Source organism: Candidatus Dedyshia acidiphila (genome assembly GCF_051025295.1).
Lineage (GTDB): Bacteria > Acidobacteriota > Terriglobia > Terriglobales > Acidobacteriaceae > KBS-83.
On record NZ_JBMGJV010000014.1, the window covers coordinates 44,227 to 64,769 of the forward strand.

Consider the following 20,543-nt stretch of genomic DNA (forward strand, 5'->3'; position numbering starts at 1 on the left):
ATGCCGTCACAATGCACGATATTTACGGGATAAAGACGATTGCTATGGTCAAAGGCACGGACCTCAACATTGGGGCCGCATGGTTCCGCAGCAGCAGACTGCGCATGTCCGCAGTCGGCTGCTGCGAATGCCCGAAGCGAGGACATTGGTAATTGGCTTAACACTCGGCGGTGTTAGGCCGGCAGGCGGATGCTCATTCCACGCGGATGCTCGCCTGCCCCAACACAATCTCATCCCCTTCTCTGAGCGGGATTCCGCGGCTCGTCCCTGGCGGCACAGGAATGATGGCGGCGTCACGGATAACGATCGTTCCGTGGGTGCTTCGATCATCGAAGAGGCGAAACACTGCGTCGTCGAAATCGTAGTCAATGTGAGCGTGGGAGCGTGACACCGTCGCATTGGGTGCTCCGGCGATGTCGTGAAACGCGATGTCATTTCGGCGCACAACCCGTTTCGCTCCATCGAGCACTTCACCGACGCGGCCGAGATAGATGCGCTTTTTCCGCGAACAAAGTTGTTGCGGCTCGGCGCTGCCGGTCAACACGGCCAGCCGCAACTCTGGCACCTCTGGTGCGGTCCGTCCCTCCTGCAGGTTTTCGTAGATTACTTCGAACCCGCGCCGCGAGGACTCCGCCAAACGCCGTGGCAGCTCCACCTCCAACACCAGTTCAACCGGAAGCTCAATGCCCTCTTCTTCAAGGCGAGAACGGATGTCTCGCAGCATCGCGTCCCCTTCGATGAACGCGAGTTCGTAAGCACGCGGCTGTCCCTCATCCCCGATTTCGATTTGGAGTCGCAATTTCGTGTAGGGGAATACCCGCCTGCCGCCAGGCAGCACTGCGCTGTGAGCGGCGACGTCGTCGAGTACTGCCCGATGAATTTCGACTATTTCTCGCGTTTGCCCTGGGGAGGATGGCCGCAGCATTCCGCGCAGCCGCTCATCGATACGTCGTTCAAGCTCGTGCAAACGGCTCATGGAGCTCCTTGGAAATAGCCGAGTGATCTGGCCGACTTCATCAACTCGGCTGCCAGCGGAGCAGCCGCGGTGCCACCATACTGTCCGTTCTCTATCAGCACGGCAAAGGCGATCGGGTGTTGGAAGCCGTACGGCGCAAACCCGATGAACCACGCGTGAGATTGCGCATGTTCCAACTCGGCAGTCCCTGTTTTACCTGCCATGGGCAGATCAGGCATGTTCACGCTCCGACCAGTTCCCGACACAACGACACTGCGCATGTACTCACCAATAAGCGAAGACATGCCGGGCTGAAGAATTGCTCCGGAGGCATTCTGTCTGGCGTTAGCTGCACCCGCGATCCACCGGCCCTGGGGCATCACGCCCTGATGTGCAATCGTGGCTGCTACGCGTGCCATCTGGAATGGGCTCGCCACTACCTGACCTTGGCCGTAAGATGTCTGCGGCATCTCTGCGCGGAGTGTCTTCACATTCGATGGAGACGCTACCGAGATGCCGAGACGCGTTGCAGTGTCCAGCAGTGCTTCGGCACCAACTTTGTAAGTGCCCAGCTGTGCGAAATATGCATTGCAGGAGACTGCTAACGCCGTGCCCATCGAAATATTGCCGTGCGGAGCCGTGTCCCTGATGTCATCGTGAATGGGTCGGCGCCAGCCTTCGACGAAGTTGCCGGTACGGTCGTCAGGCAGGCGCTTGCATTCATACCTCTGCTGCGCATTCTGCGGATCCTTGCGAAGAGCAGCCATCGCGGTGACGATCTTGAAAGAGGAGCCGGGCGGATAGAGGCCGTAACGTGCGCGGTCGAGCAGGGCGTCGTCGTCCTCGTGCGACGATGCCGCCGGCGCAGTCTGTGCTGGCGCCGGATAGCTCACGGAGGCGAGCAGGTCTCCGCTCTCCGGATCGAGCAAGACAACTGCCCCCTTCTTGCGTCCCAGGGTCCGAAGTTGCTGTTGCAGCAGTTCTGCTGTGCGCATTTGAAGCCGTGCGTCGATGGTCATGTGCAGACTGCGATCGCGTTCTCGAAACGACTGCACATACGCGTTGTCCGGCTGCCAGCGGTGCCGAAGCAGCGGCACCAGTTCGCGAAGATCGTAGCGCAGGATGTGCTGCGATGTACGAGTTTGCGGGTCGAACAGCTCGACCACGCTGGGTCGGTCGTCGTAGCCCTGCAGGGTGACCGTGGCGTCGCGCTCGGCGTAGGAAGTATTTCGTGCAGACCAGTTGACGCGTGTCCGCACATCACCCAGGAGATGGAATGTTGCCGCTCCCAATGGATAGTAGCGAGTCTCTCCGGATGGAGGCGTCGCGGGCAATGTAACTCCCATGCTTGTATAACTATCCTTGTTGCGTATCGCTTCGTTCCAATCGCTGGTCGCAAGCGGAATGCCATTCCGATCGTAGATGGTCCCGCGTGGAACCGAGTGCGCGATGGAGAGCAGACGAGGGTTGTACTCGAACCTGCGCTGTCCATCTGCCTGTTGCGCCAGAGCGCCAGTCCCGGCAAATGCATCCGCATGAACCAGCTGAATGTAGGCCGCCTTCAGCATCAGGCAGGCGGCAATCAATCCAAGCCCATAGGATAGCCTTCGCAGGCTGGCTCGAAACTGCTGAGCCGCTTGCGGCATGGAAGCAGCTTCCCTTCCAAGGGATAAGAGAATCCCGATGATTGCAAAGTTTGTGATCAGTCCCGTTCTGCCGTAGCTAAGAAAGGGCATCACCACACCCGACAACGGAATTAGTCCAAGCACTCCGCCTGCGATCAATGACACCTGCAATGCGAAGGCAAGCGTAAGTCCGAGTGCGAGAAAGAGGTGATAGTCGGATGGGGCACGGAGCGCCACACGCAGGCCGAACCACACCAGCGTGGTGTAGAGGACAAGCACGACCAACACACCGACAAATCCCCACTCCTCGCCGAGTACCGCGAGGATCAGGTCTGTGTGGGCGGCGGGCATCCATTGCGGATCGCCCAGTCCCAAGCCAGCGCCGAGAGCGCCTCCGCTGGAGAACCCCCAGAGCGCATGCGCGAGCTGCTCACCACCGCGAACAGCGTTGTCCCACGGTGAAAGCCACATGGAAACGCGTCCAGCGACGTTCTTGGGAATGCCGAGAAAGTAGCCAGAAGCAAACCCTGCAAGAATCACGCCTATCCCGAGTGAGGCAAGCAGATAGCGATCGCGAGCCACAGCGTACATCGCAAGAAACACCGCCGCGATCAGCAGTGCCGGTCCAAGGTCTTTCTGCAGAAAGAAGAAGGTCAGCGAGAAGGCGACCCCGACCAAAACGGGGAGGGCGTACTCCAGCCTGGGTATCTCTACCCAGTGCGAGACTCTCTCCAGCTTGCTGCGGTTCTCCTTCAGCGTACGAAGAAGCTGCCAGCGGTCCGCAAAGTAGCCGGCCAGAAAGAAGACGATCAGAACGCGGATGATTTCCGCGGGCTGGAATCCGAGCAGGTTCACTTTCGCATCGCTGCCAGCCGGTCCGGACCCAAAGAGGATGAGTGCTGCGGAGAGAACAAAACTTCCCAGCAGAAACACATAGCTCAAGCCGCCAGCGATGCGCCGGTAATTCAGAGCGCTGGCGAGACCGAGGAAGAGGCATCCGCCGATGGCGCCCTGGGCGAAGTTGGTGAACGCCAGAGTGTCGCGCAGTGGGTCCCGCAACGTGAGCATCAACGTCAGACCGATGCCGCTGAGCAGCATCAGAGCGGGCAGCACGTACTGCGCGCATTTCAATCCGCGGATCGACCAGAACAGGTGCACTCCGGCGAACGAGCAGAAGAAGAGGGCTGACCACAGGATCAAGTGGTGAAGGAACTGCGATCGACCTCGGACCACCAACAGCGGCTTCAGCTGTGCGACCTCCGCAGGGCTGAGCAGTGGGATCGAATCAGCCTTACTTCCCTTCGCTTGCTGTTGTTGCGCGCGCTCCTGCAGATGCGTCAGACCGCGTGTCTGCATCACCTCGCGGATGTTTACGCGGATGCGGCCGATCTCTCCTACATGCGAAAAGGAACTGGGGGCGGTGCGAGTTTGCTCGAAAATTTTCCCGGCTACATACTTGCGCTCAGGGGTGGAGACAATCGACTGCAGAAATGGAAGCAGTTGCTCTCTCCTGTCTAACGCAGAGAGGTTCAAAGGGCTCGCGTTTTGAGCGCTGATGCGAGCCAGTCTCGCAGTCGCTGTAAGGGCGATGGCTGCAAGGATGAGAAGAGAGGCCAGCAGCAGAAGTACGCGTTCGAGCGATCTGGAATGACCGCCGGCGGATACCCCGGAGTTCTGCGCGCGCTCGAAAGCCGTGCTGCGTGTTACAGCCATTCTTGTTCGTGTCCTATCTAGCGGATGAGATGCGCTTCATCATTTCACTCACCTCTTGCAGCTTTGCGGCGGCTGCGTCACTCGGCAGGATGCGCTCGTACAAGCGCCGCGCGCGTGCCAAATCAGGCGCAGCCAGCCGATAGTAATGGTCCGCTTGCGTCCTTGCGGCGGCCTGATCACCAGTCGCAATAGTGTGCTTGGCACGTTCCAGATAACCATCCGCCAGTTCCGTTGTCTCCCGCTTCCCTGCCCCATGATTCAGATGGCTGGCCTGCCGTATTGCTGCTTCGCCTCGTGGCAGGTCATGCAAAGCGTAGATGTAAAGAGGAGCCATGCCGAGCCAGGGATCAGGTGACTTCTTCATCGAATCTGCTGCGGCCTGAAAGTCTTGCCGTGCATCCTCGAGCAGTCTTGGATCCTGTTCTGCTGTGCCCCGCAATCGGGCGAGGTGGCCATCGACCAGCGACAGCTTGCCATGCAGTGTCTTGTCATTGGGAGAGAGCTCGAGGGCGCGCGAGATGTCGCTGCGAGCGCGGCTCCATTCGGCTTCCGTCACCGGGCCGCCATTTGCGACTCGATATCTGAGGATCGTGTGGTCAGCGTCCGCTACGAGGTGCTTCTGCAATTCAGCCCTGGCGGCCCAAAGGCTGATGGGGAGATGGGATCGCGAGGACAGTGATTGATATTGGCTCCACGCCGCATCCAGATTCTGTTGCTTCTCGCTCGAGAGGTCACGCGCCAGCTGGTGCGCGCTGCCCCAGACCCAATATTCGTTGAGCGTCAGGTAAACCAGGCTGAACACAACGGCGAGAAAAACCGCAGCAACGGTCCGCAGGAACTTGCGCAGGCCGCCCGCGCGTTTTCGGACCACTGGCTGGACAGAAACCTGCGCCCAACGGGGTTGCGCCGTTTGTCGCGTTGCTTCGGGCCCCGCAGCCACCGCTCGGGGCTTTGCCTCAGGGTGCTCCGTGCGCCTGGTTGCCTCGTCTCCGAGCGGCACCCTAACGGTGGCATCGGTATCCCGGCTCCAGATCTCATGGGTCGCGGGAGCGAGCGATCCTCCAGTGCGAAAGGCTTGCAGATCGGTAGCAAATGCCGCCGCAGTATCGTAGCGGGCTTTCGGATCAGGATGAAGTGATCGCGCCACGATCTTGCGCAGGTGTTCGGGCCACTCATGAGGGAGACGCGGCACATCGTGGTGGTTGCGAATCTGCTGTTCGAGCTTGGTCCCATTCTCTGCTTGGAAGTAGGGACTGACGGCCAGCATCTCGTATAGCACCGCACCAACAGCCCAGAGATCTGAGCGGACATCCACCTCGCCCGTCAGGAGCCGCTCCGGTGAGGAGTACTGGACACTGCCGAACACATTCTGCGTAAAGCTCCGCGTAAGCGAAAGAGCCTTGGCGATGCCGAAGTCGAGCACCTTCACGCGACCTTCTGGAGTCAGCCGGATGTTGCGCGGCTTCAGATCGCCATGAACCACTCCTCGTATCGATCGGCCTTCGAGTGTCGTCGTGAACGCGTGAGCGTGATCCAGCACTTCCAGCACGTCCTGGGTGATGCGCGCTGCCACCATCGGATCCATCGCGCGCCCGGCGTACACCTCCGAGAGGTCGCGACCCTCGACATACTCCATCACGATGTAGAAGTACCGGGGCATTTCGCCGAACTCGAAGACCGCAGTCACGCGTTCGTCGAACGCGCAGAGCTGGCTTTGCAACTCCGCTCCTAGCCGCTCTGCATTCACGATCTGAACGCTTTCTGCGTCGGTCCCAAGGTCGATCAGCTTCAGCGCTACTCGCCGCGGACGGTTTGGATCGTCTGCCTCGAAGACCCGTCCCATCCCGCCGGCTGGCAGTTTACGTAAGAGCGTGAAGCGACCAACTGTCTCTGGGCTCATGGCCCGACCACCTTCAGCTGCTGGCGGCTCTCCGGCAGCTCCGGAGCGACAGCGTTGTCCGTCATCAGGCTGCCTGGGTGAAAGGACAGAGGCGCCCATATTTGCTCCGCTCCGCTCTGATCGATGACATTGGCGTACAGAGACGGAACAGCCTCTTGGGTGATCAGTATGCCGGGCAGCATTCGTTGACCATGCCCGTTGTGCCGGATCAGATTGTGCTCAATCAGTGGACGTGCAGTTCCTTCCAGAACGACCCCTGGCCCGGAATTATCCGCAATTTCGCAAGCCTGGATGACGCTCTTCCCACTGCCGCTGATCTTCACCCCCGCCTCCTCCATCCGACTGACCCGAACGTTTGTGACCTGAAGGTCGGAGTCATCGATGAGAATTCCAATTCGTCCAGGACCGGTGAGATCAAAGCCGTCCAGGCGTGCGCCGCGCACGTGGTCGCCAACCACCGCGACATCATCAACCTGAATTCTGGCAGCGTGCGGGACAGTGCTCAGCACCGCAACTCCGCTTCGCAGATGAATGGCTTCGTGATAATCGCCGGGGTCCACGTCTATGGTGTCTCCTGCTCGCGCCTGCTCCAGCGCAACTGCGATCGTCGGCACTCCCGCCGCTCCCACCTTCCAGCTTCTTGGGGTCCTGACGATCCCGAAGCGAATTCTCGGCAAGGTGATGCCCGGCTCCCAGTACGGTCGCGCGGCAAGAAAGCATAATGCGGCTGTGAACACGCCCAGAAGGAACCATGTCCACCTCCGCGTACTCGCTCGATGGGAGTGCGCGACGTTGCTGGAAGAGGGAGTGCAGTATTCCGGCGTCTCGACCAGGACCACCGTGACGTTGTCCTTACCTCCTGCATCGTTTGCGGCCTGCGCCAGGGCGCGCACGGCCGTGTCCGGCTCACCCGCATGCTGCTCAACGAGCGATTGAATCTCCGCAGCATTGACCTGATCGGTCAGGCCGTCGCTGCACAGCAGCAGCGCCGAAGCGGCCGGAAGCGGAAAGGAATGGACATCCACAAAGCCCGCGTCGTCCGGGGTATGTGCAGCGCTCCCAAGGTCGCGGTATACCTCGTTCCTGCGCGGATGCCGCATGGCCGCATCTTCGCTGATGCTCCCGGCATCCTCCAGTTCTCCTACGGGTGAGTGATCCAGCGTCACCTTCTTCATGGCTCCCAGCGTCAGCAGGTACAGCCGCGAGTCCCCGACGTGCCCCACCGTGACCTCGTCATCTTCGACGAGGGCGAGTGTGGCCACGCATGACATGCCCCTCGATTCGTGATCGCGAGCGGCCTCCTCGAAGATGGCTGTGCTTGCCAGCGCGAAGGCCTCCTGGATACGTCTTTCGCGCGCGCCAGTACGCCGGGCCAGCCGTGCGGAGATGATGTCTACCGCAATCTCTGCTGCGCGCTCACCGGCGGCATGACCGCCAATGCCATCCACTACCAGGAAGACGCCCGAATCGGCATCGACGTAAAAACGGTCTTCGTTATCGCTCCGCTTCAAGCCGACATCAGAGTAGGCCGCCGTTCGCAGTTGTGAGGTTGCCTGCATCGTCTATTCGCTTCGGCGGAGATGAACCCAGACCAGCAAGAGGACCATGGCGAGGAGGGCCAGGAGAAATGGAATGCGCAACCAGAACAGAGTGGAGGTCATGCTGAGGGCTCGACTTCGAAGTCAATCGAGAACACACCGGCGAGAACGATCTTTGCCGGAGAGGGGAGGAGCACTTCGCCTTGGCGATCCACCATGCCACGGCCACTGGGAAGAGAACTTCCGTTGACGACTGTTCCGAACTGGCTTAGGTCCTTGATGAAGAAGCTGCCGGTCTTGCTGTCCCGCCGAATACGGCAGTGCTCGCGGGAGACATCCGACTGCGCTTCGATCTTCAGGTCCACCCATACAGCCTTTCCGCCACGGCCGATCACGATTTCTTCGCTGTCCATGACGAACGTCTTGTCTTTGCCGCCGTCGCGAAAGCGCAGTCTTGCAAAGATAGCGTCGCGGTCCCGCTGAACGCTCTGAACCACCCGTTCCGTGGCATTTCCAGTAGCGTGGCGCGTCACGAAGGTTGTCATGGCTCCTGCGCCATAGTCCTTCGGATTCGAAGTACCCAACTCCGAGTAAATTTCGATCTCGCCCGGACGAAGTCGTTCTTCGAGGTCCGCGTGGAACTGGATCGTCCAATTCTTCTCGAGGGTCTTGTATTCCCGTTGCTCAGCGCCTGCCAAGCCGAACCGCCTCGCGAAGCGCTGCGGCGGGGTGCGACGCTTGTTTAGCTCGGCGAGGTGCTCGCTCAGTGCACGGGCCGCTTCTTGCTGCACGAGCTCAGCAACGGGCTGGATGACACCAGCATCGCGTGGATGTAAGTAGACGTTGAAGATGCAGGGCACAAGGATGGTGTAGTGAACGTTGAAGAATCCTGCTTCGGCGTTCCGTATCAACTCAGAGATGATCTCGTCAGCCGCAAGCTGACCCGCAGCGCCGTCCTTCATCACCCTAACCTCGAGGCCATGTCCTCAGGCATCTGATGTCTTTCTGAGCCCTCGCGCCGCCCAATGAAGGCTCTCCGGGCCGTTCTGCCCCCAGTTTTGGGGTCCGCTGCGAGATGATCGCGCATCGGTCGGGTGCTTGCAGCCGGCCGCAACAGCGCAATTCCTGTATCGGATCGATGGAAGCGCAGTGGTCAGCGGCGGGGTCTTAACAATGGGCAGGCATGGACAACGGCTTGTTGTGGCTGAACTGATCTGGCGGATGGGAGCGCATTCGCAGCTTTGCGTGGGAAGGTCACAACCTCGGACCGATCACTAATTGACCAGAACTCCTTGTGAGCATGAGTTTACGCTTCGGGATGCCCAGCGTAGGGCCGTGATTGCCCACCCTACTATGCAAACTTCTGCACAGTGCCACATCCAGGGGTTAAGGAAGGAGAGCGGAGCACCCGCCTAACCCATTTACTTTCATGACATTCTTCCGTTACCAGCCCCTACAACCTTTATGGTACGCGGGTTGCCTATAAAGGGTCAGAGATCAACGTGAACAGATGTGTAGCTCACTCTGTGCCGGTACTTAGCTTCGCCGGTGTCCTAACTGTGAGCCGTCAAGACACTTGACTTACAGGGGGCATCGTGAAAATCCGCAATCTTATTTTGGCTTTCGCAGTCACGGCGATCACCGCTGGGGCGGCTCACGCAGACACCATCCAGGGAAGTTCCACATTCAGTTCCAACATTGGTGGCGTGTCAAATACGTACAACACCAGTGGCGGTAGCTTCGACTTAACGAACGTTACGGTCGGCGTGCCGGTGACGATCACTAACTACTTGGACATTTTTTCAAATGGCAACGGGACCGCTAATCTCACTGTCGATTTCACCATTACCGATCCCGGAACTGGAACCGGAAACGTTGGTGGTAAGGATGTGTTTGCTCTTCAGGGTCAATCGAACACAACTCAAGGATCGATCACTTGGACTAACCTCTCAAGCCTGCAACTTAGCAATGGTCAGTTTCTGAGTATCAGCCTGTCGCCGGTTAAGAATAGCAACTTGTCAAACGGAGCGTACGTGGATGCCACGTTTACTCTCACAGGCACCCCGACAAGCCTGAGTGCTGTTCCGGAGCCGTCCACCCTTGCTCTGCTCGGGTCTGGTCTGCTTGGAATCGCATTTGTGGGCCGCCGCAAATTGCGCGGCGGCATGCAGCAGCCTGCAACGCTAGCTTAAGCCGTTCTCCAAGCCAACGACAAAAGGCCCACTCTCATAGAGTGGGCCTTTGCCGTGCCTGAGATGTCCAGAGCACACACATTCTGCTCTTCAGAAGCTGTCGCGCCCCTGCGGAGGGTTGCGGAGGCCTAGCACTTCGAATTGCGTAAGACGATTCTTAGGTACATACACCAGCCGATTGTTGCTGCCCGGATCCGTGGGTATAAGTGTCACGCATGGCGCAAGCAGATGCGCGGCTGTGTTGGCCACGATGCCCTCCATGAGTTCGCCGTCGTCGAACTGGATTCTTACCCATAACCCCTTGCTGACGGGCCTATGAGTGTGGAAGTGCAGTGGATTCCGGAGAGCATTGCCCTCAAGCGTCTTCACCAGGAATATCGCCTTGATGTCTGCGACCGGGAAGTGCTCGACGATATCGGAGCCAAGCTTTAGCGCAATTGGATCAGAGAAGCAATGCGGCGAGCGCATCCGCTCCTCTATCGATGGGATTTCATCGACGTCTGCATAGCCCTTGACGGTGCGGTCGCCATACTGGAGGACGACCTTCTCCCCCTCAGGCAAGCTCCCCTTGTGGGGACGAGCTACTGGGTTGCGGGAATGTAAAGTTATCGAGGCCGCGCACGCTCTCACCTCGTGCCACCAAGGCGTGCGCGATGGACGAGCCGATGAATCCTGCAATTCCAGTGATCAGATACTTTGGCACCAGGCGTGCTCCTATCGAGCTGGGGATATCTCGACTATGCCAAACCATCTTTCGCTTGTCGAGGCTTGCAGACCTTAAGGAGACCCTCATCCCCTCCCGAGACGCCGAAGACCTTTGGGGCGACGTACGATGTGATCGAGGCGGGAAGACTCCAGTTGTCAGTCGAGAGCTCAAGCTGTTTGAGCGGTTTTAGACCCATCCTGCCGGGCCTGGCAAACCTGTTAACCCGAAAGTTGTGACTCGATGCAGTGAGCGCACCCAGCACATCTTCCCTGCCGCCGTTGCTTACATCAAGCTCATGGTCCGGGTGTCCTATCCTCCCGGCGTGGAGGAGTTTGACCGTTCGCCTTTGCATTGGCGATAGAAGGCGACCAGTCAATGCGGCCGGTGCGCTCCCGTTCCTTCATGAACAACGTGCTGATTAGGAACCTAGCAGGCTGGATCCTCAGACGACCCGCGGTGCAGCGCGTGATTGTTGGTCGACGGGCCGACGGGTTGAAGGAGTGATGGTGACTACTGCGCATCGTCTGATGATGGTGCAGCGAAACCGATCGATCTGGTCGACCGAGGCTCGTATCTGCGGTTGCGCTTGCGTCGTTGTGCTTGCATCCCTAGAGGCGAATAGACCGTTCAGGCAACGAACGCATCAAAAATATGATGGCTGAGGATGTTCTACCTCGCAGCATCGATACCGATATCGAGACGCTCCAACGTGACGGTGTCGTCGCGCACAAAGGCGCATTTACGCGCGAGTTCGTCGAAGCAATGCGGGAAGACATGATGACGGCGTTCTGGGAGGCCATCCAGCATCCCGGGAGAGCCGTGAGCCGGGGCCCTCGTCGTTGGTATGTAGAAGTACACCCTCAGGCGATCAGCGGGTTCACGGAAATGGTCACGCACCCGTGGTTCGTTGCAGTATGCGAGCGTGTACTCGGTTCGGAATACAAGATCGTCGAGATTGGGTTCGACACGCCATTCCAGGGTGCGAAGGTGCAGCCCTGGCACCGGGACTTCCCGTCGCCTCCTGAATCGTATATCGACCATCGCATCACCTCGCTCGCGTTCAATCTCACCGGCGTAGATGTCACGGAGGATATGGGCCCCTTTGAGATCGCTCCGGGGACGCAGTGGGATGACGGTCGAGCCTGGAACCACGAGATGTTTCCTGACAGGGAGCTGTGGCCGCGGTTCGAGGAGCGAGGCGTGCGGAAGTTTCCTCACATGGGCGACATGTCGTGCCGGTCGGCGCTGACGGTGCATCGCGGAACGCCCCATGCATCACCCATATCGCGCCCCGTGCTCGTCATTGGTGTCGACGCACCGGGTGCCGGTCATGACAAGCTGCACGATCTGATGGTGACCGAGGACTTCTACTCGAGCCTCCCGGCACAGGTGCGCGAACACCTCATTTGTCGCACCGTTGAGAAACTTGTTCCCGTCACGCAGAAGCATGACATCGAGGGCTTGGTGATGGGCTAATCACTCGCATCCGCGAGTACGTCCGCACCGATTCGGCTCAACATTCGTCCGCACCAGAGAATCACGGTCCGCCACGCCCTGGATACGGCTGCGCGTAAGTAGCTCAGTCGCTGAACAGATTCTTCATTGGAAGCTGGACAACATGGGGACGGTGCGCTCACTCGTGCCCAGCTTCGCAACAGGCTTATCGTCGTCATTTCTGGATGCTGCCGCATGGATGGAAGGACGAGCTGTCTGCCGACCCGGTCGGAGCCGCTCACGCATCCAACCCTCATCTTGTCAAAGATAGATATGGGTCACCAACACCTCTCCCGACGCGATCTCCTGAAGATCGCGGCTGCAGCCGGCGCGTACTCCCTCATCCCGGGCTGCAGCGCGATCAACAAAGCTGTGTCTCAAGGCAGTGGCGGCGCTACTTCGAAGTGCGCCAGCCTTGCGGACGTCGAACACGTCGTCATCCTGATCCAGGAAAACCGTTCCTTCGATCACTACTTCGGAAGCTACAAAGGCGTGCGCGGTTTTTCGGATTCATCGCGTGCCTACAAGCAGCCGTATCCGGCGAACACGGCCGCCTCACCTGCAGGCCTGCTCTATCCGTTTCACCTGGACAGCACCAAATGGAACGCGGCATGCACCCACGACATCGACCATAGCTGGATCGTGCAGCACCAGAGCTGGAACAATGGCGCCAACGACGGCTTTGTGACGTCCCACATCCCCATCAATGCCAATGACGCAGTTCTCACGATGGGTTATTACACCCGCGGCGACCTGCCGTACCTCTACGCTGTCGCCGATGCATTCACGGTCTGCGATAGTTATCACTGCTCAGTCATCGGACCGACCGACCCGAACCGCCTGTACACAATGGCCGCGTCGATTGACCCTGGCGGCACGAACGGCGGTCCATTGCTGCAGACCCTTGTCGGGAACCGCCCTTCCCTCTATGGCAAGTTGACGTATACGACCATGCCCGAGCAGCTTCAAACGCGTGGTATCTCGTGGAAGGTCTACAGCACGCCCGACCAGAGCATCCAGAGCGGCATTGTCTCTGACAATGTCCTCGCATACTTTAAGAACTTCCAGGATTCGTCCACGCAGCTTTACAAGAACGCGTTCGGTCCGCAGTTCCCGACGGATTTCGTCGCCGATGCGACCAGCGGCAACCTGCCGCAAGTCTCATGGATCATTCCGTCGGTCGTCGAATCTGATCACCCACCCTCGCCCTCGCTGCTTGGGGAGCTCACCCTCGCCACCATCATCAACGCTCTGACCTCCAACCCAGCGCAATGGGCGAAGACTGTTCTCCTCGTCACTTACGATGAAAATGGTGGGTTCTTCGACCATGTCGCGCCGCCCACTGCGCCGCCAGGTACGCCCGGCGAATACATCACGGGAACACCTGTACCCGACCCATCCGTGCTCGGCGCAATCAACGGACCGCTTGGCCTCGGCTTCCGAGTGCCGATGCTGATCATCTCTCCCTTCAGCCGAGGCGGCTTCGTCTCATCGGATCTGTTCGACCACACCTCCGTGCTTCGTTTTCTAGAGACCCGCTTCGGCGCGGAGGTGCCAAACCTGACCGCGTGGCGTCGGTCCACAGTCGGCGACATGACATCGGCCTTCAACTTCGCAAAACCGGATACGTCCGTGCCTATACTGCCGGCGCTCAACGCCGCAGATCCCACTCTGATCACCGGCTGCATCGACGCGCTCACCGGCTCGGTCACGTATCCGATCTCTAACCCGCAAACGCTCCCCACACAGGAGGACGGCACTGCAATGCGCCCCACCTCCACCTGCTGAAGCTCCGATGTGTCCTCGCAGATCGGCTTCGAGTTAGCCTAAGCAGATGGGTTGTCAGCCATGGATCTAAACGCAGGCAGGACGCGACTTGAAGACGATTGTTAAGTAGTCAGGGTAGAAGGTGAACCTTATCCTGTAACTCGTGTGAAACTAGTCGACGCTGGAGAGATGAGCTCTGCAAGTCTCAAGGTCGTCAGAACAGCCGTGGTAGTCGATCATCTTCAACGTAAGCCGAATATGAATCACGAACCATCCTTGTGTTAGCGGCACGAGTCCGATGGACTGGCTCAACCGCGCTGTAGAGTGGCCTGGCTTCCACCATGAGGCCCTCTTCGTTCAAGCACATCCCGTTAGAGCCCCCGTCGTCACACTTTCGATGTCGGGCCCGCGGAAGCCTATGAGTGGAGCGAAGCCTGTCGGTGCTGTTCCTCGCTCCACAAATCCTGTGCGTCAGTTTCCAGAGTGCTGCGTCTGTTCCTTTTTCAAGAGATCCTGTAGGCGCTCGACCGATTTCCGAGGTCGTTTTCCGGTGATCAGGAGACTGGTAACAACACCGGTCCACGCGGAGGTGTCGCCCAGCTTGCGCTCGCCCAATGTCTCTCCCATAGCGGCTGCGCGTTCGTATCGATGACCGGTTGCTAATCCAGCTCCTATATACTCGCGATGACATTTTGCAAGTGTGTCTCTTTTCTGCCTTGAGGTGTGCCTTGGGTTCAAGACGTGCTGTTCTCGGTTTCGTTCTCTCTTTCATCGGTTTGCTACCCCTTACAGCACAGAACCCGTCACATTTGAGCAAGCGAATCGTTGAGAGCAAGCTGCCGATTGTGTTCGAGCCAGCTTCGACCGAATCTGCGGCTTCGAGTGTCGTCATTGGGCGTGTCCCGGGCGGAGCCGTGCGATTCCGGTCCGATTCAATCTCGATCGAAGCGGGAGAGACGTTCGGTCCATGGGAGATCAAGTTCAGTGGCGCGACGGGAGGAAACCCGAGACCCGCCGACCTAGAGACGAGCCAGACAAACTATCTGCTGGGCAAGGATTCAGCATCCTGGCGCACGCATGTTCCGAATTACGCCAAGGTCATCTACTCCAATCTCTACCCTGGCGTGGATGCCGTCTTCTATGGCAACGGAAGTCACCTCGAGCACGACTTCATCGTGAAGCCGGGCTCGGATTACCGTCAGATTCGTATGCACTTCAGCGCACCATCTCGGGTCCAAATCGGGAAAGATGGAGTGCTTGCGATCACTCGCGCGGGATCATCACTCCAACTGGCTGCACCTTCCATCTACCAGAACGTGAATGGCGCACGCCAGAAACGGCAAGGTGCCTTCACCATCCTGGCTGACGGCGATGTTTCGTTCGCTGTTGCAGACTACGACCCCCACTTGGATCTGATCATCGATCCTGTACTCGACTTCTCAACCTACTTGTCCCCTTTGGGGTCGGCGGGACTGGCTGTGGCCGCGGACGCAGCCGGGAATACCTACGTCGCTGGATATGGCAGTCTGGGCTACCCGGTCACGGCCGGTTCCTTTGCCGGCTGTGCTTCCTGCACGTCCTCGAACGTCGTCACTTTCGTCAGCAAACTGAGTGCAGACGGTTCGAAGCTGCTCTACTCCACAGTGCTCGGCGGCAACGAGTTCGCCCAGCCAACGGGTATCGCGGTGGACCGGAATGGCGACGCGATCGTCTCTGGCTGGACCGGATCAAATGACTTCCCTACCAAGTCGGGTCAGGCGATCCTGCCGCAGAACAACAACTACGTTGGGTTTCTCGTGTCCCTGTCTCCGGATGGTTCGTCGCTCAACTATGGCACACTGCTCGGACCGAGCCCGACCGCCACCTACGCATTGATGACTTACGCGGCAGCAGTAGCCGTCGACACCTCTGGTAACGCATACGTTACGGGCGAGACAGGAGATGGCTTCTTCATCTCGGCAGGCGCGCTCAATCAAGCTGTCGCCAGTAATAGCAATTACGACGCCTTTGACGTGTTTCTTGCGAAGTTCAGTCCCATCGGAGCGCTGGTCTATAGCGCCGTCCTGGGCACGGCTGATCCGCAGAACGGGGGCGGAGGACCGATCGGCGCCTCCGCTATCGCGGTCGATGCTGTGGGTAACGCCTACGTCGCGGGCCAGGCAGGCACGCTGTGGCCGATCACCAACGGCGCTTACCTGAGTCAAATCGCAGGGCCGATGCCGTACGCAACTCCGTTCGTGATGAAAGTCGCGCCTGATGCAAAGAGCGTTCTCTACTCGACCTATCTAAACTACGCCTACAAGATCGCAGGCCTCTCGGTTCTCCCCGACGGCAACGTCTTCGTCGTGGGCAACGATGCCGGTGACACCTATCCCACGACCGCGGACGCCTTTGAGCCCAACAACGGGAAGAACGGCAGTGCCTTTCTTACTGAACTGAATGCAGCCGGATCGGGTCTGGCCTACTCGACAATGCTCTGCGGTGGACCCGGATTTGTGAATGGGATAGCCCTCGATGCAAAGGGCAATATCTGGCTGGCGGAGCAGATCTCGAACCCAGATTTTCCCCTTGTCTCTCCGCTCCAGGGTACGTTTCCGGTCGGCGCCATCAGTAACCAGCCGGCGTCAGCCCTGATGGAGTTGGACCCTTCGGGCAAAACGGTCGAGTTCTCCACGTTTCTGGGCGGCGCAGCACAGGGTTTCGCCAGCAGCGTTGCCGTGGACCCGAACCTGCGCGTCCACGTGACGGGTGCTGCCAGCTATGGCATGTACACGACGACCGGCGTCTACGCCGGCTCCGTCCCAGTCCCGGGGCCCGGCTATGCCGGATCGTTTTACCCCTACGCCGATGTCATCGATCCGACACTTCCTTCGGCTGCCCTGTGCGCACGTCCGAACGGCGGCCTGGATCTCGCCGCGGCGCTCGGCACCTCGACCGAGAGCAGATTGACAATCACCAGCTGCGGAGCCGAGCCCCTCTCGATCACTGGCTTTAGCGCTTCCGAGAGCGACTTCTCGGTGCCAGCACCGGAAAACACCTGCCCGCCGACGCTGCCCGTCGGCCAGAGCTGCACGGTGAACGTACGCTATGCACCCACTGTTGGAGGCCCTTCGAAAGCCACGCTTTCTATCGCGTCTAACTCGCCCATCCCGGCCATGCTGACGCTCAACGGGCAAGGCGTGACTGCGCCCGTCCTGACCCTTTCTGCAAACTCGCTCACGTTTGGCCCACAACTGGTTGGCACCGAGTCGGCCCCGCAAACAATCAAGATTACAAATACCGGAAATGCGATTCTCAATGGGATCGGCTTCGGAGTCACGTTGACTGACGAAGCGGCGTTTCCACTCACCTACACATGCGATCCGTCGCTTGCTCCCGGTGACTCCTGCACATTCAGCGTCCAGTTCAAGCCGGTCGTTACCGGGACGACGAGCGGAACCTTGACGGTTGAAGGGACCGCTGCAGGCCTCTTCCAGCAGGTGAGTTTGTCGGGCACCTCGCCACAGACGCCTTTTACCTTCGGTACCCAGGCAGGCGGGAGTACGAGCAGTACTGTGCCAGCGGGCAGCACAGCCACCTATGCGTTGTCGATCAATCCCGCAGGTGGCTTCTCCGGTACCATCCAGCTCTCCTGCAGCAATCTCCCGATCAATTCCTCGTGCATCTTCAGCCCTGCGAGCCTTCCAGCTAGTGGTGGATCGCCAGTAAACTTCACCCTTTCCATTGCCACTCAGTCCAACACTGCCACCGCATCATGGCGCACAGAGAGGTTGGATCTCGCACTCGCCGGATTGATCTGCCTGATCCCCCTTGGGTCGAAGAGAAGGCGGGCCGTAGGGATGATTTGCCTCGGAGCTCTCGTTGTCATCGCTGGGGTCAATGGCTGCGGAGGCGGCGCCTCAGCCACAACAGGAACAACGACGCAGTCAGCGGCGAAGGTCTTCCCGGGCAACTACACCATCAATGTGCTGGCGTCTGATTCCTCGGGAAACAAGGCGACGCAGTCAGTCACGCTGATCGTTCAGTAGCGTATGTATACACGCGACATGCTCTGCAGGTCTTTAGGGCCGATCGGAGTTGAATCCGTACGTTCATTCATACCGATCAATCGCTCAGCAAAAACAACGCGGAGGAGGTGGCGCGAGTTTACATCAACCGCCGCACCGCAGGAATGGCTGGACGCTCGAGGCCACTCGTCGTGCTCTTACGACCATGGTCTGGCTCAGCACGGCGACACAGTGGGAAGGACTGGAAGCACATGCAGCTGGAGCACGATGGAGTCGGCACTCCGAGCCGCCAAAAAGGCTGCTGCGCGACGTTCGCGTCTCTGGGCTCTCCGAGATTTTCGGGCTGCTTGTTCGGCCGACTCAATGCGGAATCGTCTCTCACAAAATCGCGTAACCTTTGCTCGCGGCGAGGATCAGATCGGCAGACTGATCTGACTGGCTCTTGCATAGCGAGCTGCCGATCGTCGCGGGAGACTTGCTATGACCAGGTGGATCGTTGCCGCTACGCTTAGCGCGCTGGCCCTCTCGGGCGGTGTGGGCGTGACTCAGGTACTTGCGCAGTCAGCGTCCACGGCTCTGCCGCCGCGCCCTGCGATCCTGGTGGAGTTGTTCACGTCGGAGGGCTGCTCGAGCTGCCCTCCAGCGGACGCCTTGCTGCGGGAGATCACGGGTCGTGACACGGCAGCCAAGCAGCACTTGATCACGATTAGCGAGCATGTGAGCTATTGGGACTCCCTCGGATGGAAGGACCCTTACTCATCCGACGTCTACAGCAGCCGGCAGGATGCGTATCGCCAGCGGTTTGGACTCGAGAGCTCGTACACGCCGCAGATGGTCGTGAACGGCCGGGTGCCGTTCGTGGGCAGTGACCGCCGGGCGCTCGAGTCTGCGCTGGCGAAGCAGGCGAGTGTGAACGGGCTCGTGCTCCAGATCGGCAGCGCGGCAATCAGTGCGGGGCGGCTCAGCTTTACCTACAAGATCGACAACGCCGGCCTGCAGAACGGCCTCGACTTGAATGCGGTGGTCGTGGACGATTCTGATCACTCCAGCGTTTTGCGCGGAGAGAACTCTGGGCGGGAGCTGGTGCACGTGTCGGTAGCGCGTGTCTTCCTGGCGCTCGGGTCACTAACTCGCACCACGCCGGGCGAGGTGAACGTGCCGTTGCCACCCGCTACCCTGCGCACACTCAGTCCACACCGTCATCTGGTGCTGTTTGCGCAGGAGGCGGGTGCTGGGCCGGTGGCCGGCGTAGCCGCTGCGGTGCTCAGGTAGGATCGGGGCCGAAGGCCGTATGACTCGAGCGAACCCACAGGAGCGAGTGCCGGCGACGGCGGAGGCGGAGCTGATCACGGCCGTTCTCGCCGGCGGCACCGAGCTGTTCCACACACTGATTCGACCCTATGAGTTGACCGTGTATCGCATGGCGATGTCGCTGATGCGCAACGAGTCGGACGCAGAAGATGTGGCTCAGGAGGCGTTCCTCAAGGCCTTTCGCAACCTTCCGCGCTTTCGTCGCGAGTCACGGTTCAGTACCTGGCTGATCAGCATCACGCTCAACGAGGCGCGGAGCCGACTTCGGAAGGCCAGCGCGCACCGCACCGAATCGATCGACGCCGACACGGACGAGGACAGCCGGGTATCGCCCACGCTGCTGCGCGACTGGCGCGAAATCCCATCGGAGACTCTCGAACGCGCTGAGGTTCGCGCACTGTTGCGTACGGCGATAGAGAACCTCAAGCCGCTTTACCGCGAGGTTGTGCTGTTGCGCGACATAGAAGAGATGAGCATCGAAGAGACAGCGTCCGTGCTGGCGATCACGCCCAACCTCGTCAAGGTCCGGCTGCACCGCGCGAGGACGATGCTACAGAAGGCCCTAGCGCCGCAACTCGCAAGCCTGAATCCGAAACGGAGGTGGTTCCAGTGGTTCTAGAGTGCAGGCATGTCTGGGACTACATTTCGGGATACTTGGACCAGACGCTCTCAGCGGAAGTCCGGCGAGATGTGCAAGCTCATCTCGATCACTGCGGCATCTGCTCCGCGGTGCTGGACTCCACACGTAACATCCTCGTGTTAACGGCGGACGATAGGGTCTTCGAGCTGCCTGTTGGCTTTAGTGAACGGCTGCACGCTCGTTTGCGCGATGCGATGCAGGAGTAAGGGAGCGTTGTCCGCTAAAGATTTCCGTGTAGGTGATAGTGGAAGGCCGACTCCACAGCAGCGAGCACGATGGACAGGATGGAGAATACAAGTTGCAGCGCCTCGGAACGCCTCCGCCGCGCATCCGGCGGTGTGAGCCTCCACTGCGACGAGGCCCGGGCGCGTAGCGAATGAATGCGGTAGAGCGCTGCGAGATTCAACAGCGACACGCCTACGGCAAACACCAGCATGGGCAGGCGCAGCGCGGGACCGTGGATCGCTTGCGCGACACTCTGTGCTAGACCCGCCGTTGCAACGGCGCCAAGACCGAGTAACAGACGAACGCCGCTCAGCGCCATGAATAGCGTGCACGCGCTCTGCAGCAGGGCAAAGCCAAAGCTCGTGATTTGCAGTGCGAGCCCGCGGGAGCTTACCGGCACTTGCGCGTTTACCTCGTGCCCTGCGGCCATTGCTCTCCCTACCAGCCCCCCATGCTAATCCCCAGTAAGG

General features: G+C 59.6%; 14 protein-coding genes and 1 pseudogene. 7 read left to right on the plus strand and 8 right to left on the minus strand.

The window, feature by feature from the left end; genetic code table 11:
* Positions 1 to 193: 193 nt before the first annotated feature.
* The 5 genes from AC5IJH_RS07975 to AC5IJH_RS07995 form a co-directional block, all read right to left on the minus strand.
* Entirely contained in the window at positions 194 to 976 is a 783-nt protein-coding gene (locus AC5IJH_RS07975) for an FHA domain-containing protein (protein ID WP_491902281.1), read from the minus strand.
* Positions 973 to 3,936 (minus strand): FtsW/RodA/SpoVE family cell cycle protein, encoded by a 2,964-nt coding sequence (locus AC5IJH_RS07980; protein ID WP_491902282.1) that lies wholly within the window; start codon positions 3,934 to 3,936, stop codon positions 973 to 975. Before AC5IJH_RS07980 ends, AC5IJH_RS07975 begins: the two co-directional genes overlap by 4 nt.
* Before the next feature lie 370 nt (positions 3,937 to 4,306).
* On the minus strand, positions 4,307 to 6,193 hold the full coding sequence (locus AC5IJH_RS07985) for a serine/threonine-protein kinase (RefSeq protein ID WP_491902283.1): 1,887 nt from the start codon (positions 6,191 to 6,193) through the stop codon (positions 4,307 to 4,309).
* Positions 6,190 to 7,704 (minus strand): protein phosphatase 2C domain-containing protein, encoded by a 1,515-nt coding sequence (locus tag AC5IJH_RS07990; RefSeq protein ID WP_491902284.1) that lies wholly within the window; start codon positions 7,702 to 7,704, stop codon positions 6,190 to 6,192. Before AC5IJH_RS07990 ends, AC5IJH_RS07985 begins: the two co-directional genes overlap by 4 nt.
* Positions 7,705 to 7,850: 146 nt before the next feature.
* Complete coding sequence (locus AC5IJH_RS07995) at positions 7,851 to 8,591, minus strand: FHA domain-containing protein (RefSeq protein ID WP_491902285.1); 741 nt, start codon at positions 8,589 to 8,591, stop codon at positions 7,851 to 7,853.
* A gap of 735 nt (positions 8,592 to 9,326) precedes the next feature.
* Here AC5IJH_RS07995 and AC5IJH_RS08000 point away from each other — a divergent pair.
* On the plus strand, positions 9,327 to 9,923 hold the full coding sequence (locus tag AC5IJH_RS08000; protein ID WP_491902286.1) for a PEP-CTERM sorting domain-containing protein: 597 nt from the start codon (positions 9,327 to 9,329) through the stop codon (positions 9,921 to 9,923).
* Positions 9,924 to 10,013: 90 nt separating this feature from the next.
* Here AC5IJH_RS08000 and AC5IJH_RS08005 read toward each other — a convergent pair whose 3' ends face one another.
* Entirely contained in the window at positions 10,014 to 10,484 is a 471-nt protein-coding gene (locus AC5IJH_RS08005; RefSeq protein WP_491902287.1) for a DUF6982 domain-containing protein, read from the minus strand.
* Between the two features lie 19 nt (positions 10,485 to 10,503).
* A pseudogene (locus AC5IJH_RS08010) lies at positions 10,504 to 10,626 on the minus strand (NAD-dependent epimerase/dehydratase family protein); the annotation flags it as partial.
* Between the two features lie 657 nt (positions 10,627 to 11,283).
* Between AC5IJH_RS08010 and AC5IJH_RS08015 the strand changes: the two are divergent.
* The 6 genes from AC5IJH_RS08015 to AC5IJH_RS08040 all read left to right on the plus strand — a co-directional run bounded on the left by AC5IJH_RS08015 (position 11,284) and on the right by AC5IJH_RS08040 (position 20,054).
* Positions 11,284 to 12,105 carry a phytanoyl-CoA dioxygenase family protein gene (locus AC5IJH_RS08015; RefSeq protein WP_491902288.1) on the plus strand — a complete coding sequence of 274 codons (822 nt, stop codon included), beginning with the start codon at positions 11,284 to 11,286 and terminating at the stop codon, positions 12,103 to 12,105.
* Positions 12,106 to 12,396: 291 nt separating this feature from the next.
* On the plus strand, positions 12,397 to 13,911 hold the full coding sequence (locus tag AC5IJH_RS08020) for an alkaline phosphatase family protein (RefSeq protein ID WP_491902289.1): 1,515 nt from the start codon (positions 12,397 to 12,399) through the stop codon (positions 13,909 to 13,911).
* Between the two features lie 893 nt (positions 13,912 to 14,804).
* Positions 14,805 to 17,918, plus strand: coding sequence for a DUF7948 domain-containing protein (locus AC5IJH_RS08025; protein WP_491902290.1), 3,114 nt, complete (start codon positions 14,805 to 14,807; stop codon positions 17,916 to 17,918).
* Between the two features lie 459 nt (positions 17,919 to 18,377).
* Positions 18,378 to 19,169: a DUF1223 domain-containing protein gene (locus AC5IJH_RS08030; protein WP_491902291.1), complete on the plus strand. Its 792-nt coding sequence runs from the start codon at positions 18,378 to 18,380 to the stop codon at positions 19,167 to 19,169.
* A 46-nt stretch (positions 19,170 to 19,215) separates the two neighbouring features.
* Positions 19,216 to 19,827, plus strand: coding sequence for a sigma-70 family RNA polymerase sigma factor (locus AC5IJH_RS08035; protein WP_491902292.1), 612 nt, complete (start codon positions 19,216 to 19,218; stop codon positions 19,825 to 19,827).
* A complete protein-coding gene (locus tag AC5IJH_RS08040; protein ID WP_491902293.1) occupies positions 19,818 to 20,054 on the plus strand; it encodes an anti-sigma factor family protein in 237 nt (78 codons plus the stop codon). The genes AC5IJH_RS08035 and AC5IJH_RS08040 overlap by 10 nt, the downstream gene beginning before the upstream one ends.
* Positions 20,055 to 20,068: 14 nt before the next feature.
* Here the strand turns inward: AC5IJH_RS08040 and AC5IJH_RS08045 are convergent, their stop codons facing one another.
* Positions 20,069 to 20,503 carry a hypothetical protein gene (locus tag AC5IJH_RS08045; RefSeq protein ID WP_491902294.1) on the minus strand — a complete coding sequence of 145 codons (435 nt, stop codon included), beginning with the start codon at positions 20,501 to 20,503 and terminating at the stop codon, positions 20,069 to 20,071.
* Between the last annotated feature and the right edge of the window lie 40 nt (positions 20,504 to 20,543).